The sequence below is a fragment of the Buchnera aphidicola (Periphyllus acericola) genome, assembly GCF_964019855.1.
In the GTDB taxonomy this organism is placed as follows: Bacteria; Pseudomonadota; Gammaproteobacteria; order Enterobacterales; family Enterobacteriaceae; genus Buchnera_J; species Buchnera_J aphidicola_BC.
This window is the reverse complement of record NZ_OZ026466.1, coordinates 256,667-272,253: the sequence shown is the minus strand read 5'-3', so window position 1 is coordinate 272,253 and position 15,587 is coordinate 256,667. Positions and strand designations below refer to the sequence as shown.

The 15,587-nt window shown below is 20.4% G+C and carries 15 protein-coding genes and 1 tRNA gene; 4 read left to right on the top strand and 12 right to left on the bottom strand.

The annotated features are described in order from the left end of the window. Positions 1-17: 17 nt before the first annotated feature. The 8 genes from atpD to mnmG form a co-directional block, all read right to left on the bottom strand. Positions 18-1,427: a F0F1 ATP synthase subunit beta gene (gene atpD / locus AACK90_RS01385; RefSeq protein ID WP_339042961.1), complete on the bottom strand. Its 1,410-nt coding sequence runs from the start codon at positions 1,425-1,427 to the stop codon at positions 18-20. 27 nt (positions 1,428-1,454) lie between these two features. Further along, entirely contained in the window at positions 1,455-2,327 is an 873-nt protein-coding gene (gene atpG / locus AACK90_RS01380; RefSeq protein WP_339042959.1) for an ATP synthase F1 subunit gamma, read from the bottom strand. 38 nt (positions 2,328-2,365) lie between these two features. Further along, positions 2,366-3,904 carry a F0F1 ATP synthase subunit alpha gene (gene atpA / locus AACK90_RS01375; RefSeq protein ID WP_339042957.1) on the bottom strand — a complete coding sequence of 513 codons (1,539 nt, stop codon included), beginning with the start codon at positions 3,902-3,904 and terminating at the stop codon, positions 2,366-2,368. A gap of 11 nt (positions 3,905-3,915) precedes the next feature. Then, positions 3,916-4,455, bottom strand: coding sequence for an ATP synthase F1 subunit delta (gene atpH / locus AACK90_RS01370; protein ID WP_339042955.1), 540 nt, complete (start codon positions 4,453-4,455; stop codon positions 3,916-3,918). Positions 4,456-4,458: 3 nt separating this feature from the next. Continuing rightward, entirely contained in the window at positions 4,459-4,938 is a 480-nt protein-coding gene (atpF, locus tag AACK90_RS01365) for a F0F1 ATP synthase subunit B (RefSeq protein ID WP_339042953.1), read from the bottom strand. A gap of 110 nt (positions 4,939-5,048) precedes the next feature. Further along, positions 5,049-5,288 carry a F0F1 ATP synthase subunit C gene (gene atpE / locus AACK90_RS01360; RefSeq protein WP_339042951.1) on the bottom strand — a complete coding sequence of 80 codons (240 nt, stop codon included), beginning with the start codon at positions 5,286-5,288 and terminating at the stop codon, positions 5,049-5,051. Between the two features lie 36 nt (positions 5,289-5,324). Next, positions 5,325-6,146, bottom strand: coding sequence for a F0F1 ATP synthase subunit A (atpB, locus tag AACK90_RS01355; RefSeq protein WP_339042949.1), 822 nt, complete (start codon positions 6,144-6,146; stop codon positions 5,325-5,327). A 167-nt stretch (positions 6,147-6,313) separates the two neighbouring features. Continuing rightward, positions 6,314-8,230: a tRNA uridine-5-carboxymethylaminomethyl(34) synthesis enzyme MnmG gene (gene mnmG / locus AACK90_RS01350; protein WP_339042947.1), complete on the bottom strand. Its 1,917-nt coding sequence runs from the start codon at positions 8,228-8,230 to the stop codon at positions 6,314-6,316. A gap of 367 nt (positions 8,231-8,597) precedes the next feature. Between mnmG and AACK90_RS01345 the strand changes: the two genes are divergently transcribed. Together AACK90_RS01345 and der are read left to right on the top strand one after the other, a co-directional pair. After that, positions 8,598-9,074, top strand: coding sequence for a hypothetical protein (locus AACK90_RS01345; protein WP_339042945.1), 477 nt, complete (start codon positions 8,598-8,600; stop codon positions 9,072-9,074). Between the two features lie 89 nt (positions 9,075-9,163). Further along, entirely contained in the window at positions 9,164-10,531 is a 1,368-nt protein-coding gene (gene der / locus AACK90_RS01340) for a ribosome biogenesis GTPase Der (protein WP_339042943.1), read from the top strand. Positions 10,532-10,555: 24 nt separating this feature from the next. Here the strand turns inward: der and fdx are convergent, their stop codons facing one another. The 4 genes from fdx to AACK90_RS01320 form a co-directional block, all read right to left on the bottom strand. Continuing rightward, positions 10,556-10,882 (bottom strand): ISC system 2Fe-2S type ferredoxin, encoded by a 327-nt coding sequence (gene fdx / locus AACK90_RS01335; protein ID WP_339042941.1) that lies wholly within the window; start codon positions 10,880-10,882, stop codon positions 10,556-10,558. 139 nt (positions 10,883-11,021) lie between these two features. Continuing rightward, positions 11,022-11,525 carry a Fe-S protein assembly co-chaperone HscB gene (gene hscB / locus AACK90_RS01330; protein ID WP_339042939.1) on the bottom strand — a complete coding sequence of 168 codons (504 nt, stop codon included), beginning with the start codon at positions 11,523-11,525 and terminating at the stop codon, positions 11,022-11,024. Between the two features lie 50 nt (positions 11,526-11,575). Continuing rightward, the gene (gene iscU / locus AACK90_RS01325; protein ID WP_339042937.1) at positions 11,576-11,965 is read right to left on the bottom strand and encodes a Fe-S cluster assembly scaffold IscU; all 390 of its coding nucleotides are present in this window, start codon (positions 11,963-11,965) and stop codon (positions 11,576-11,578) included. 59 nt (positions 11,966-12,024) lie between these two features. After that, entirely contained in the window at positions 12,025-13,242 is a 1,218-nt protein-coding gene (locus AACK90_RS01320) for an IscS subfamily cysteine desulfurase (RefSeq protein ID WP_339042935.1), read from the bottom strand. Positions 13,243-13,468: 226 nt separating this feature from the next. Between AACK90_RS01320 and AACK90_RS01315 the strand changes: the two genes are divergently transcribed. Both AACK90_RS01315 and ilvD read left to right on the top strand, forming a co-directional pair. After that, positions 13,469-13,541, top strand: a tRNA-Trp gene (locus AACK90_RS01315). A gap of 177 nt (positions 13,542-13,718) precedes the next feature. Further along, the gene (ilvD, locus tag AACK90_RS01310) at positions 13,719-15,581 is read left to right on the top strand and encodes a dihydroxy-acid dehydratase (RefSeq protein ID WP_339042933.1); all 1,863 of its coding nucleotides are present in this window, start codon (positions 13,719-13,721) and stop codon (positions 15,579-15,581) included. Positions 15,582-15,587 lie beyond the last annotated feature (6 nt).

The window sequence follows — 15,587 nt, the reverse complement described above, 5'->3', positions numbered from 1 at the left end:
TCCTAAAATATCTTAAATTAACTTTTATTATAAATTTTAAAATTATTAACTGCTTCGTTTACAGATCCAATCATATAAAAAAACCTTTCTGGTATATGATCATATTTTCCATTTAATATTTCTTTAAATCCTAAAATAGTATCATTTAAATTCACATATTTTCCAGAAATACCTGTAAACATTTCTGCTACAAAAAATGGTTGAGATAAAAATTTTTCAATTTTTCTAGCTCTTTCTACTAATAATTTATCTTTCTCAGATAATTCATCCATCCCTAAAATTGAAATAATATCTTTTAAATCCTCATATTTTTGTAAGATTAATTGAACTCTTCTAGAAACATTATAATGTTCTGAACCTACTACTTCTGGATTTAAATTAATACTAGATGAATTTAATGGATCTACAGCAGGATATATCCCTAAAGAAGAAATTTTTCTACTTAAAGTAATTATAGAATTTAAATGAGAAAAAGTTGCTACAGGAGAAGGATCAGTTAAATCATCTGCAGGAATATAAACAGCTTGTATAGAAGTAATTGAACCAGATTTAGTAGATGTAATCCGTTCCTGTAAAATACCCATTTCTTCAGAAAGAGTAGGTTGATATCCAACTGCAGATGGCATTCTTCCAAGTAATGAAGAAACTTCTGTTCCAGCTAAAATATATCTATATATATTATCTATAAATAATAAAACATCTTTTCCTTCATCACGAAATTTTTCTGCAATTGTTAATCCTGTAAAAGCAACTCTAAATCTATTACCCGGAGGTTCATTCATTTGTCCATATACTAACGAAACTTTATCTAAAACTTTAGAATCCTTCATTTCATTATAAAAATCATTTCCTTCTCTTACTCGTTCGCCAACTCCTGTAAACACAGAATACCCTTTATGTTCAATTGCAATATTTCTAATTAATTCCATCATGTTTACTGTTTTCCCAACTCCAGCACCTCCAAATAAACCAACCTTTCCACCTTTAGAAAAAGGACAAATTAAATCAATAACTTTTATTCCAGTTTCTAATATTTCATTTGTATGAGATTGATCTTCATATGCAGGAGGACTTCTATAAATTTCAGAATACTCAGAATTAATAATATTCTCTTTAGTAAAAATAGGACCTTTATTATCAATAGGTTCTCCTAAAACATTCATAATACGTCCTAAAGTATATTTTCCAACAGGTACTTTAATACAATGTTTTAAATCAAAAACTTTTTCTCCTCTTTTAATTCCATCTACTACACCCATAGCAATAGTTCTAACAATTTTAGATCCAATATGTTGCTGAACCTCTAAAATTAATGAATGAGATTTTTTTTTAACTTCTAAAATATGATAAATTTTTGGTAACTTTCCTTTAGAAAATTTTACATCAATAATCGGACCTATAATTTGAACAATTTTTCCAAAAAACATATTTAAAACCTCATATATCTAAATCCATTAAATAACAGATGCTCCTGAAATTATTTCAGTTAATTCTTGCGTAATACTATCTTGCCGAGCTTTATTATAAATTATTTGCAATTCTTGAATTAAATTAGAACTATTTTCAGAAGCATTTTTCATAGAAATTGTTCGTGAAGAATACTCACTAACTAAATTTTCTAAAAAACTATTATAAATCATAATTTTAAAATACTTCTTAAAAACTTTTTCTAATAATAACATTGAATTTGATTCATAAATATAATCCCAATTATTTTTATAAAAATTTTTTTTTATATTTATAGCAATAGGAAGTAACTGTTTAAAAACTGGTTTATAAGTAATTTTATTAAAAAACTTATTAAAAACTATAAAAACTTTATCAAAAAAATTTAATTTATAATCTTTAAATAAAATATTAGAAATTTTAAAAATATTTTTCGAAAAAGATTTTTTAAAAAAATTACAATTATAAATTTTAATTTTTTTTTTAAATTGACTTAAAAAATTATTTTCTTTTTTTCCAAAAATTATTAATTCATAAGAAATATTTTTAGATAAAAAATTTTTTAAATAAGGAAGAATAAATTTAAATAAATTATTATTTAAACTTCCACATAAACCTTTACTAGTTAAAACTACAATAATAATAACTTTTGTTATTTTTTTTTTTTTAAATAAAAAAATATTTTTTTGTTTTTGAATTTGTGATAAAAAAATTAAATTTTTTGTAATTTTTTTTAAAACATCTAAGTATGGAAAAATTTTTTTTTTTTTTAATTCTAATTTTTTCATTTTAATAATAGAAATCATTTCCATAGCTTTAGTAATTTTCTTAATACTTGAAAAACTAACAATTTTATTTTTTATACTTTTTTTGTTAATCATTAAATAAAACCTTATTTTTAAAAAAAAATTTAATTACATTATAAATTTTCTTTTTGAAAAGAATTAAGTAATTTTTTAAATGCAATTTTTATATCATAAGTATATTTTTTACATTTATTAATCTTTTTATACAAAAAAATAAAATTTTTTTTAAAATAATTAATAATATTTTTTTTAAAAAATATAATATTTTTTAATTTAATTTTATTCAAAAATTTACTTTTAATAGAAAATAATAAGATGGATTGATCAGAAATTGATAAAGGTGTATATTGTTCTTGTTTTAATAATTCAATTATTTTACGACCAAAATTTAATTGATTTTGAGTTTCTAAATCTAAATCTGAAGAAAATTGAGAAAATCCTTCTAACTCTTTATATTGAGCAATAATAGATCGAATTCCAGATGATAATTTTTTTATAATATGTGTTTGAGCTGAACTTCCTACTCGAGATACAGAAATTCCAAAATTTACAGCAGGTCTAATCCCTGAACAAAATAAATTTGATTCCAAAAATAATTGTCCATCTGTAATTGAAATAATATTCGTAGGAATAAAAGAAGAGACATCTCCTAATTGTGTTTCTATAATTGGTAAAGCAGTTAAAGAACCTGTTTTATTGACTACTAAATTTTTAGTTTTTTTTAAAATATAATTTTTATTAACTTTAGAAGATCTTTCTAACAATCTTGAATGTAAATAAAAAATATCTCCAGGATACGCTTCTCTACCAGGAGGTCTTCTTAATAACAGAGAAATCTGTCTATAAGATATTGCATGTTTAGAAAGATCATCATAAACAATTAAAACATCTTCTCCTTTATCTCTAAAAAATTCTCCCATAGAACATCCAGAATATGGAGCTAAATATTGTAAAGAAGCTGAATCAGATGCAGAAGCTACAACAATAACTGTATTATTTAAAGCATTGTTATCATCTAATACATTAACAACATTTAAAACAGTAGACATTTTTTGACCAATAGAAACGTAAATAGATTTTACACCAAAATTTTTTTGATTAATAATCGTATCAATAGCTAAAGAAGTTTTTCCAGTTTGTCTATCTCCAATTATTAATTCTCTTTGTCCTTTTCCAATAGGTATCATTGAATCAATTGATAAATAACCAGTTTGAATTGGCTCATTAATTAATTTTCTATCTATTACATTAGGTGCTGGATTTTCTATTTTTGAATATCCATTATTTATAATATCTCCTTTTCCATCAATAGGAATACCAAGAGGATTTACAACTCTTCCTAAAAAATTATTACCAACTGGAATTTCTAAAATTTGTCCTGTACACTTAATTTTCATTCCTTCATAAATATTTTCAAAACTTCCTATAACAACAGCGCCTACAAAATTTTTTTCTAAATTTAAAACAATTGCATATATATCTTTTGATAACTTCAAAAGTTCTCCATACATAGCATCATATAAACCATTAATTTTTATAATGCCATCTATAACAGAAACAATTTTACCTTCACTATAAATATTTTTTTTAAAATTAAAATCTAAAATTTTTTTTTTTAAGATTTCACTAATCTCTACAGAATCTATCTGCATGTTTATTTCTCTTATGTTTGTATAAAATATTTTAAAGATTTTAAATAATTTTTAATAGAATAATCAATAATTCTTCCATTAATAGAAATCAAAAATCCTCCAATTAATTTTTTTTTTTTAATAATTTTTAAATTAATTTTTTTATATTTGAAAATTTTTTCTAAAGAATTAATAATATTATTTTTTTGTGTTGAATTAATATTATGAGAAATTTTTAAAATAACATCAGTGATGTTTTGATATTTTTTATAAATTTTTTTATATTCTTTAAAAATTTTAAATAACAAAAAAAATCTATTATTTTTACATATTATTTTTAAAAAATTTTTTTCATAATTATTCATATTAAATTCATTTAAAAAAAAAATTAAAATTTCATATACTTTATCTGGATTTAAGTATCCAAAACATAAAATTTTTAATTTTTTTTGAATTGATAAATATCCCAATATCTTTAAAAATTTGTTCCAACGATTAAAATTTTTTTTTTTTAAAGCAACATAAAAAATAGATTTAGCATAAGAATGAACTAAATTTTTTTTACAAATCATAACTTAAAAACCTTTAAAATTTAAATTAAATTCATTAATTATTTTATTTATATAATTTTTTGATAATTTTTCACAAAGAATTTTTTCAGAAATTTGAATAGCTAAAAATACTGAAAATTTTTTTAATTTTTTTTTTTCTTTTTGATATTTTATTAATAGTTCTGCAGTAGTACGGTTAATAATTTTATTTTTTTCAAATAAAGCTTGTTTAATTGATTCTTTTATTATTAAATTTTTTTTATAATTTTCTTTTTTAAGTATTTCTATAGATTTATTTTTTAAATAAATAATTTTTTTAGAAATTTTTTTATTAACTAAAAGCAGTTTTTTTTTAGCTTTTTGAACTGAAAGTATGGATTTATAAACTTTTTTTTGTCTTTTTTTTATAACTTTCATTACAGGAGGCCAAATAAATTTCATACAAAAATATACAAATAAAATAAAAGATAAAAATTGTCCAAAAATTGTTGCATTAATGTTCATAAATTATTACTTTTCCTAATATAAATATAAATCTATAAAATTAAAACTATTAATAAAATATATATAAAATTTTTTTAAAAAACATAAATTTTAAAAATATTCTTAATAAATTAAGAAATTCCAAAAATCATATATAAACCTAAACCAACAGTTATCATAGGAATTGCATCAACTAAACCCATTACAATAAAAAATTGAGATCTTAAAACTGGAATAGAATCTGGTTGTCTTGCTGCTCCTTCTAAAAATTTTCCTCCTAAAACACCAATACCAATAGCAGCTCCAATAGCACCTAAACCAATCATAATAGCCGCTGAAAGATAAATAAAACTTATATCAACATTTCCCATTTAAAACCTCTAAATTTCAATAAAATTATAAATTATTTAATGTTTTTCTATAGCAGTAGAAATATAAACAATTGTCAAAACCATAAAAATTAAAGCTTGTAAAAAAATTATTAAAATATGAAAGATAGCCCATGGAACATTTAAAATCCATTGAATCCACCAAGGAAGAAAAGCAGAGATTAATAAAAAAATTATTTCTCCAGAATACATATTTCCAAAAAGACGTAAACCTAATGAAATTGGTTTAGAAACAAGAGATACAAATTCTATAAAAAAATTAAAAAAGTATAAAAAAACATTATTAAAAGGTTGACAGAACAAACTTTTTAAAAATCCAAAAATCCCTTTACTTGAAATATTATAAAATAAAATTAAAAAAAATACACCAAAAGATAAAGCAAAAACAGTATTTAAATCTGTAGATGGTACAACTTTGATATGAGAAATATGAAAAAAATAATTAAAAAAATAAGGAAAAAAATCTACTGGTATTAAATCCATTAAATTCATTAAAAATATCCAAACAAAAATAGTTAAAGATAAAGGTGCAATAAAATTATTTTTAGTATGAGGATATAATTCTTTTACATTTTTATTAATAAAATTAACAGAAATCTCAACAATGGACTGCAATTTTCCTGGAACACCTAGAGTTAAATTTTTTGAAATTATATAAAAAAAAAATAAGAAAAAAAAACCTAAAAATAATGAAAAAAAAATAGAATCACAATTTAAAATAAAAAAATTATTACTCGTATCTTGAACGTTTAAAAATTTAAATGTTTTTAAATCTAATTGAAAATTTTTTAAATGATGACTTATATATTCTTTTGGATTAAATATAATTTTAGAAAACATTATAATTCTCTGACCCTATAAAAAATTTTTTAAAAATAAAAAATATTTAAAAAATACATTTCTTTAAATTATTTTCTTTAAAAAAATACTTAGTAAAATATAAATTATTTATTAATAAATCGAACTTAAAATTTGAAGTTGTTTTATTACACGATTTTAAATATACACTATATACTATTTTTTCTAAAATAATTTATTTTTTTTAATATTTTTTTTTTTTTAAGATAAATTAAAATTATGGAAATTGCTGCAGGAGTAATTCCAGAAATTCGAGATGCTTGTCCGATAGAAAAAGGACGATAACAATTTAAAATTTTTATAACTTCTGTTGATAATCCATTCACAGAATTATAATCTATATCCATAGGTAATAACTTATTTTCATTTTTTAAATGATTTTTTATTTCTTTAATTTGACGTAAAATGTAACCTTTATATTTTAATTGTATCTCAATTTGTTTTAAAACTTCATAATCAAATAAAATATGAGATTTATAAATACCTAATTTAATTAATTTATCAATATTAATTTCAGGTCTAATAAGAACTTTATATAAATTAGTTTTGGAAATAATTGGATTTGATAAAAATTTATTAATTTTTTTTGAAAAGGAAGAATTAGGTTTTATTTGAAAAGATTTGATAAATTTTTTTTCATTTTTAATATTTTTTAATTTTTGAATATAACGCATCCATCTAAAATTTTTAACTAAACCTAATTTTCTCCCAATTTTTGTTAATCTTAAATCCGCATTATCTTCTCGAAGTAATAATCTATATTCAGCTCTAGAAGTAAACATTCTATAAGGTTCAGTGATTCCTTTAGTGCATAAATCATCAATTAAAACTCCAATATATGACTGATCTCGTCTAGGATACCAAAATGGTTTTCCTAAAGCATAAAGTGCTGCATTAATTCCAGAAATTATACCTTGTGCAGCTGCTTCTTCATAACCAGTAGTTCCATTTATTTGTCCAGCAAGAAAAAATCCAGGAAAAAATTTTGATTCTAAAGTTAATTTTAAATCTTTTGGATCAAGATAATCATACTCAACGGCATATCCTGGTTGTAAAATTTTTAAATTCTTAAATCCTTTAATAGTTTTTAAAAATTTCATTTGAATATTTATAGGTAAACTAGTAGAAATACCGTTTGGATAAATTATTTTATTTTCTAAACTTTCCGGTTCTAAAAAAATTTGATGTCTGGAACGATCAGGAAATTTTTTAATTTTATCTTCTATTGAAGGACAATAACGTGGTCCAACACCTTTAATTTTTCCAGAATAAACTGGACTAAGTTTTAAATTATCATAAATAATTTTATGCGTATTAGAATTTGTATAAGTTATATAACAAGACATTTGTTTTAATAATTTATTATTAAAACTTAAAAATGAAAAAAAAGGAGTAGGAAAATCTCCAATTTGTTCTTCTAAATTTATAAAATCAATACTTTTTCTACATATTCTTGGAGGAGTGCCTGTTTTAAGACGTTTTATTGTAAATGGAAAACTTTTTAATTTTTTAGAAAGTAATATCGATGATTTATCATTTAATCTTCCCCCTATAATTGTTTTTTTTCCTATATAAATTTTTCCATTTAAAAAAGTTCCAGTAGTCAAAATAATAGATCTTGAATAAAATTTTAATTTTTCTAATGTTAATACACCAACAATTTTATCATTTTTCATAATAAAATCAATAACTTCTTGCTTTAAGATAAATAATCTTTTTTGAGAAAATAAATATTTTTTTACAACATTAGAATAAATATTTCTATCTAATTGCACTCTAGTAGAACGTACAGCTGGACCTTTTTTAGAATTTAATACTCTAAATTGTATTCCAGATTCATCAGCAAAAATTCCCATAAATCCACCTAACGCATCAATTTCTTTTACAAGATGACTTTTTCCTATTCCTCCAATTGCTGGATTACAAGATAAAGAACCCAAATTTTTAATATTTTGTGTTAATAAAAGTGTTCTACATCCAAGTCTAGATGAAGCTAAACATGCTTCAATTCCAGCATGACCGCCTCCAATAACAATTACATCGTAATTATAATCTAATACACTCATACTTTTTAGTAACTCATTTCTATTAATAATATATTTCTATTATAAAAGAACTAATTTACTTTTTAAAGAATAAAAAAAATATAAAAAATAAAAGAAATAAAAAGATAAAAGAAAATAAAATAAATAAAAGATAAAAGAAATAAAAGATAAAAATAAATAAAAAATTATTATAGGATATTAAAATTTTGTCTTAAATAATTTAATATTTTTTTTTAAAATATAGTTTTTTTTGTTTAAAAATTATGTCTATAAATTGTTCATATGTTGTTTTTTTAAAATTTTTTAAAAAAAACATTGATTTTGTTTAAAAAAGATATATTATTATTAATATATAAAAAATTAAAAAAAAAAGGATAAAAATTTTATTATGAATAATAAAAAAATAAAAAAAATAAAAAATTTTCTAATTTTTTTTTTTTTTATATTAGTTTTAATAAGTCTTTTTTTTTTAAAAAATATTATTTTTTTTAATAAGAAAAATGAAATTGATTTTATTACATATAAAAATTATACAGATTATGCAAGTAAAAAAAATTTAAAGTCTTTTTATTTAAAAAATAAAGGTATGTTTAAATATTTTTCTTTATTAAAATATTTAAAAAAAAATTTAAAAAATAATGATATAACTTTTATATTAAAAAACTTTAAAAATAATAAGTATCTTACAAAAAATAATCTTATAAATAATATTTTATATTTTAGAATGTTTAGAATTTATTCAAATATGAAAAAAAATAATTTATCTATTTATTATTTAAATCAAATGAAAGACTATCCATGGATTGATTTTTCTATGTCATATAAAAACAAAATTTTAAAAAAAATAAAAAATGAAAAAAAATAATTTTTAATAATTTTTTTAAATAACAAACATAAATATTTTTATTTAAACAAACTTGTATATAATAAAAAAATTTTTGATTAGGTTAATTAATGAATTTAACTATTTCTCTCATTGGTTGTAAAAATGTAGGAAAATCTACATTATTCAATAGTTTAATTAAAAAAAAAAAATCTTTAGTTTTAAAAAAATATAAAAAAGGTTTAACTAGAGATCGACAAAAAAGTTTTTTTTTATTAGATAATAAAGTTATTAATATCATTGATACTGCTGGTTTTTTTACTCCTAAAAATAAATTTGAAAAAGAAATTTTTTTACAAATTATTTTAGCTATAAAAGAGTCTGATATTATATTTTTTATCGTTAATGCAAAAAATGGTTTTACAGATTTAAATCAAGAAATTTGTAGGTTTTTAAAAAAGAAAAATAAAAAAATTGTTTTAATTATTAATAAAATTGATCAAATTCAAAATTTTGATTTTTTAAATGAATTTTATAATTTTGGAATCAAAGAAATTTATAAAATATCTGCTATAAATTTAAAAGATATAAAGTTTTTAAAAAAAAAAATTTTAATTTTAATTAAAAAAAATAAAAAACTGAAATTAAAGTTTAATAAAAAATATGTAAAACAAGATAAAAAAAAAATTAAAGTATCTATCATTGGAAGACCAAATTCTGGAAAATCTACTTTAATTAATTTTTTAATGAAAGACCAAAAAAGATTAATAACTTCAAATATTTCTGGAACGACAAGAGATACTGTTTTAGTGTCAACAATATATAATAATATAGAATATAAATTTTTTGATACTTTAGGAATAAGAAAAAAATCTAAAATTAAAAGTATTATTGAAAAAAATTTTGTTATCAAATCAATTAAAACATTAAAAAAAGTTGATTTATCAATTTTAGTATTAGATGCATCAGAAAAAATTATTTCAAATCAAGATTTAGTCTTATCAAATCTAATATTTAAAAATAAGTGTTCTATGATAATTTTAATTAATAAATGGGATTTACTAACAAAATCTGAAAAAATTGATTTTAAAAAAACATTTTATTTTCGTTTTCGTTTTATTAAAAATATAGAATATAAATTTGTATCTTTTTTATATACTAAAAATATTAGATTTATTGTTTTAAAATTAATCAAAAAAATTTATTTTTCAACTATAAAAAAATATAATAGTTCATTATTAACAAAAATTTTGTATGAAGCTGTAAACAAACAAAAACCAGCATGTTCTTTAAAAAAAAATAGAGCAAAGTTAAAATATGCTCATTCTGGTGGAATAAATCCACCAATTATTATAATACATGGAAATAAATTAAACGATTTATCTAATTCATACAAAAAATATTTAAGCAATTTTTTTACTTCAAAATTGAATATTTTTAGTACTCCAATATTTTTACAATTTAAAAACAGTAAAAATCCATTTTCAAAAAAAAAATAAAAAAAATTTTTAATTTATTTTTTTTTAAATATGATTTGAAGTATATAAAGGTATTTTAACTTCTATATCTGATTCACCAATTTTTGCTTGACATGATAATCTACTTTTTTCAGTTAATCCCCATGCTTTATCTAAAACGTCTTCTTCTTTTTCTTTTATTTTTGATAATGTCAAGAATCCTTTTGAAATTATACAATGACATGTACTACAAGAGCATGATTTTTCACAAGCATGCTCAATATTTATTTTATTTTTTAAAGCTACATCTAAAATTGATTCTCCCTTTTTTGCATTAAAAGAACCACCTTTAGGTAGTAATTTTTTATGTGGTAAAAATTTTATTTTTGGCATGTTTAGAAACTCTTTTTTATTAGTGAATATTTTAATTTTTAAAAAAATTAAATTTAATTATATTTTTTTGTAGTTTATTTATTTTTTTTTAAATATTTTAAACAAAAATTTTTTTTATTTAAAAAATTTCTTATATTTATTACATTTTTTTTTCTAATTTTTTAATTATTTTCTTTAAAAAAATTATTTTCTGAAATATTAAAAATGCTTTTTTCCAACATTTTTTTATAATTTTTTCTTTTATTTTATTAAAATATTTTTTATGAGTGTTTTTTATTTTTTTATAAAATTTGTTATCTTTTTTTATTTTTTTATTATTTATGTTAATTTTTTCTAATTTTTTGAAATATTTATATTGTTTTTTTAAAAATGACTGATTTAAACGATTTTTATTATTTATATGTTTTAAATCATATCCTTTTAATTTTAAAATATATTTTATTCTTTTAATCGGATTTTTTAATATTTCATAGCCTTTATTAATATGAATTGATTTTTTTAATATTTTTTTTTGTTTTTTTTTTGAATAATTTATATAAAAATCTGGATGGTATTTTTTTTGTAAAGAATAATACTTTTTAGAAAGATCTTTTTTTTTTATATTAAATTTAATAGGTATTTCAAAATAATTAAAATAATTCATTTAGTTTCCATATATTATTTATAAATATTTTTAAAAAAAAATAAAAAATTTTATTTTAATTTATTTTTTTTTTTATAATCTTTAATTGCTTCTTTAATTGCACTTTCTGCTAAAATTGAACAATGTATTTTTACTGGAGGCAAACTTAATTTTTTTGCTATTTTTTTATTTTTTATTTTACTTGCAGAGTTAATAGATTTTCCCTTAATCCATTCTGTTATTAATGAGCTGGAAGCGATTGCAGAACCACAACCATATGTTTTAAAGCGTACATCTTTGATAATTCCTTTTTTATTAACTTTTATTTGTAATTTCATTACATCTCCACATGCTGGAGCACCAACTAGTCCATTACCTATTTTTTTACTTTTTTTATTAGAAAATGATCCTACATTTCTTGGATTTTCGTAATGATCAATAACTTCTTTACTGTATGACATATTTATCCTTTTGTTTTTTTTTATATATTTAATTTTTTAGAAAAATATTAACATTTTATTTATGTTTTCCAAATAACTTTATCTAAATTTACTCCTTCTTGAAACATTTCCCATAATGGAGATAAATTTCGTAATTTTTTTACAGATTTTTTTATTAAATTAATTGTAAAAATAATATCTTTTTTTGTTGTAAATCTTCCTATTGAAAATCTTATAGAACTATGGGCTAATTCGTCTTTTAATCCTAGAGATTTCAATACATAAGAAGGTTCTAGACTAGCGGATGTACATGCTGATCCAGATGATATGCCAATTTCTTTTAATGACATAATTAAAGATTCTCCTTCAATATAATTAAAACTAATGTTTATAATATGTGGAACACAAATTTTTAAATCAAGATTACTATTCAAATTAATTTCTTTAATTTGTGATAATCCATTCCATAATATATCTCTTAATTTTTTTATTTTTAAATAATCTAATTTTTGTCTTTTTTTTGAAATTTTACATGCTTCACTCATTCCTACAATTTGATGAACAGGTAATGTTCCTGATCTCATACCTCTTTCATGCCCTCCACCATGAATTTGTGGATATATTCTAACTCTAGGTTTTCTTTTAATATATAATACTCCGATTCCTTTTGGGCCATAAATTTTATGAGCTGAAAAAGATAATAAATCAATTTTAATTTTTTTTACATCAATAGATATTTTACCAATACTTTGTGTTGCGTCTGTATGAAAGAAAACATTTTTTTTTAAACAAATTTTTGATATTTTTTTAATATTTTGTATCACTCCTATTTCATTATTTACATGCATAATTGATACTAATATTGTTTTATTTGTAATTTTTTTTTTTAATTCATTAATATCTATTAATCCGTTTTTTTTTGGAGTTAGATATGTTATTTTAAATTTTTTACTTTCAAGATATCTACATGTATCTAAAACTGATTTATGTTCTGTTTTACTTGTAATAATATGATTTCCTTTATTTCTATAAAATGATGCGATTCCTTTAATCGATAAATTATTTGATTCTGTTGCACCTGATGTGAAAATAATTTCACGAGGATCTGCATTAATTATTTTAGCTATTTCAAATCTTGAAATATTTATGTGTTCTTCTGCTATCCATCCAAATTTATGTGATCTAGATGAAGAATTTCCAAATATTCCATCTATAGTGAGGTATTTCATCATTTTTTTTGCTACAATAGGATCTATGGGAGTAGTAGAAGCATAATCTAAATAAATTGGAAGTTTCATTTTTTTTTTTACTCTTTAAAAAATTTTAATTTTTTAGTATCTGTAATTATTTTTTTTAGAAATTTAAAAAATATTTTTATAAATATTTGACTATTAAATTGCTAGTATAATATATTATTATGACAAATTAAAAAATTATTCTATTAATAACATTGAAAATTTTTTTTTAATAGTATTTTCTTTATAAAGTTATTTTTTTATGTATAATTAATTATAAAATTAATAAAAGGGCGTAGTTCAATTGGTAGAGCATCGGTCTCCAAAACCGACTGTTGGGGGTTCAAATCCCTCCGCCCTTGTAAAATTTTTTAATATATGATAGGAAAAGAAATTAATTATTAAAATGTTTAAATTTTTAGAGTATTAATTAATTTTAAAATTAATTTTTTATTTAATATTTTTTTATTTATAATTAATTTTTTTTAAAATATTTTCTATTAATTTATTTTTAATATATAATTTATAGGATAGAAATTATGCCGGAATATCGTTCTAGAAAAACTACTCATGGAAGAAATATGGCTGGTGCAAGATCTTTATGGAGAGCTACTGGAATGACTGATGAAGATTTTGGAAAACCTATAATAGCAGTGGTTAATTCTTTTACAGAATTTGTTCCAGGTCATATTCATTTAAGAGAAGTTGGAAATTTAATATCCAAAAAAATATATAAAGAAGGAGGAGTTCCAAAAGAATTTAATACAATTGCAATTGATGATGGAATTGCTATGGGACATTCAGGAATGTTATATTCTTTACCATCACGTGAATTAATTGCAGATTCTATAGAATATATGATTAATGCGCATTGTGTAGATTCTATGATATGTATTTCGAATTGTGATAAAATTACTCCTGGAATGTTAATGTCTTCTTTAAGATTAAATATTCCAACAGTTTTTGTTTCTGGCGGGCCAATGGAAGCAGGTAAAAATCTTAATTTAAAAGGTAAATTTTTAAAAAATTCTAAGTTAGATTTAGTAGATTCTATTATGAGCAGTGAAAATTCTAATTTTTCTGATTTAGAAGTAGATAAAATAGAAAAATCTGCTTGTCCTACATGTGGTTCTTGTTCTGGAATGTTTACTGCAAATTCTATGAATTGTTTAGTTGAAGCTTTAGGATTAGCTATTCCAGGTAATGGTACTTTATTAGCTACACATGTGGATAGAAAAAAATTATTTTTAAATGCTGCAAAATTAATTGTAAAAATAACTAAAAGTTTTTATAATTTAAATAATTATTCTATGTTACCACGTAATATTGCAAATAGAAAAGCCTTTAAGAATGCTATTTCATTAGATATTGCAATGGGTGGTTCAACTAATACTGTTTTGCATTTATTAGCAGCTGCTCAGGAAGGAAAAGTAAATTTTAATTTAAATGATATAGATTATTTATCAAGAAAAATACCTCATTTATGTAAAGTTTCTCCAAGTACTTCAATTTATCATATGGAAGATGTTCATAGAGCTGGAGGTGTAATATCTATATTGTCTGAATTAAATAAAGGAGGTTTAATTAATTCAAAAATAAAAAATGTTCTTGATTTATCTTTAGAAAAAACATGTAAAAAATTTGATATTTCTATAACAAAAAATTTAAAAGTTAAAAAAATGTTTTCAGCAGGTCCAATGGGAATAAGAACAATTAAACCATATTCGCAATCTTTTCGTTGGAAATACTTAGATTTAGATAGAAAAAATGGATGTATAAGATCTATTAAAAATTCTTATAATAAAGATGGAGGATTAGCTGTTTTATATGGAAATTTAGCAATTGATGGTTGTATAGTAAAGACTGCTAGTATTAATAAAAAAATGCATAATTTTCAAGGTTTAGCAAAAGTTTTTGAATCACAAGAAGAGGCATCATTTGCAATATTAAATAAAAAAATTAAAAAAGGAGATGTTATTGTTATAAGATATGAAGGACCAAAAGGTGGTCCAGGCATGCAAGAAATGTTGTATCCAACAACTTATTTAAAATCTATTGGGTTAGACAAATATTGTGCTTTAATAACTGATGGAAGATTTTCTGGAGGAACTTCAGGTTTATCTATAGGACATATATCTCCCGAAGCTGCAAATAAAGGTTTAATAGCATTGGTTCGTGATAATGACTTAATAGATATAAATATTAAAAATAGAACTTTAAAATTATTAATTTCTAATAAAGAGATAAAAAAGAGAACAAAAAAAGAATTATTAAAAAAAAATCCATTTTTTCCAAAAAATAGAAAGCGTAAAATATCATCTGCTTTAAAATTTTATTCAGTATTTGCAATGAGTGCAGATAAAGGTGCAATTAAAGATAAGAAAAAGTTAAAAAATTTTTAAATATTA

Excerpts from the sequence above, each read along its gene's own strand:
- atpD (WP_339042961.1), bottom strand. The coding sequence starts at position 1,427 with ATGTTTTTTGGAAAAATTGTTCAAATTATAGGTCCGATTATTGATGTA.
- atpG (WP_339042959.1), bottom strand. The coding sequence starts at position 2,327 with ATGATTAACAAAAAAAGTATAAAAAATAAAATTGTTAGTTTTTCAAGT.
- atpA (WP_339042957.1), bottom strand. The coding sequence starts at position 3,904 with ATGCAGATAGATTCTGTAGAGATTAGTGAAATCTTAAAAAAAAAAATT.
- atpH (WP_339042955.1), bottom strand. The coding sequence starts at position 4,455 with ATGATTTGTAAAAAAAATTTAGTTCATTCTTATGCTAAATCTATTTTT.
- atpF (WP_339042953.1), bottom strand. The coding sequence starts at position 4,938 with ATGAACATTAATGCAACAATTTTTGGACAATTTTTATCTTTTATTTTA.
- atpE (WP_339042951.1), bottom strand. The coding sequence starts at position 5,288 with ATGGGAAATGTTGATATAAGTTTTATTTATCTTTCAGCGGCTATTATG.
- atpB (WP_339042949.1), bottom strand. The coding sequence starts at position 6,146 with ATGTTTTCTAAAATTATATTTAATCCAAAAGAATATATAAGTCATCAT.
- mnmG (WP_339042947.1), bottom strand. The coding sequence starts at position 8,230 with ATGAGTGTATTAGATTATAATTACGATGTAATTGTTATTGGAGGCGGT.
- AACK90_RS01345 (WP_339042945.1), top strand. The coding sequence starts at position 8,598 with ATGAATAATAAAAAAATAAAAAAAATAAAAAATTTTCTAATTTTTTTT.
- der (WP_339042943.1), top strand. The coding sequence starts at position 9,164 with ATGAATTTAACTATTTCTCTCATTGGTTGTAAAAATGTAGGAAAATCT.
- fdx (WP_339042941.1), bottom strand. The coding sequence starts at position 10,882 with ATGCCAAAAATAAAATTTTTACCACATAAAAAATTACTACCTAAAGGT.
- hscB (WP_339042939.1), bottom strand. The coding sequence starts at position 11,525 with ATGAATTATTTTAATTATTTTGAAATACCTATTAAATTTAATATAAAA.
- iscU (WP_339042937.1), bottom strand. The coding sequence starts at position 11,965 with ATGTCATACAGTAAAGAAGTTATTGATCATTACGAAAATCCAAGAAAT.
- AACK90_RS01320 (WP_339042935.1), bottom strand. The coding sequence starts at position 13,242 with ATGAAACTTCCAATTTATTTAGATTATGCTTCTACTACTCCCATAGAT.
- ilvD (WP_339042933.1), top strand. The coding sequence starts at position 13,719 with ATGCCGGAATATCGTTCTAGAAAAACTACTCATGGAAGAAATATGGCT.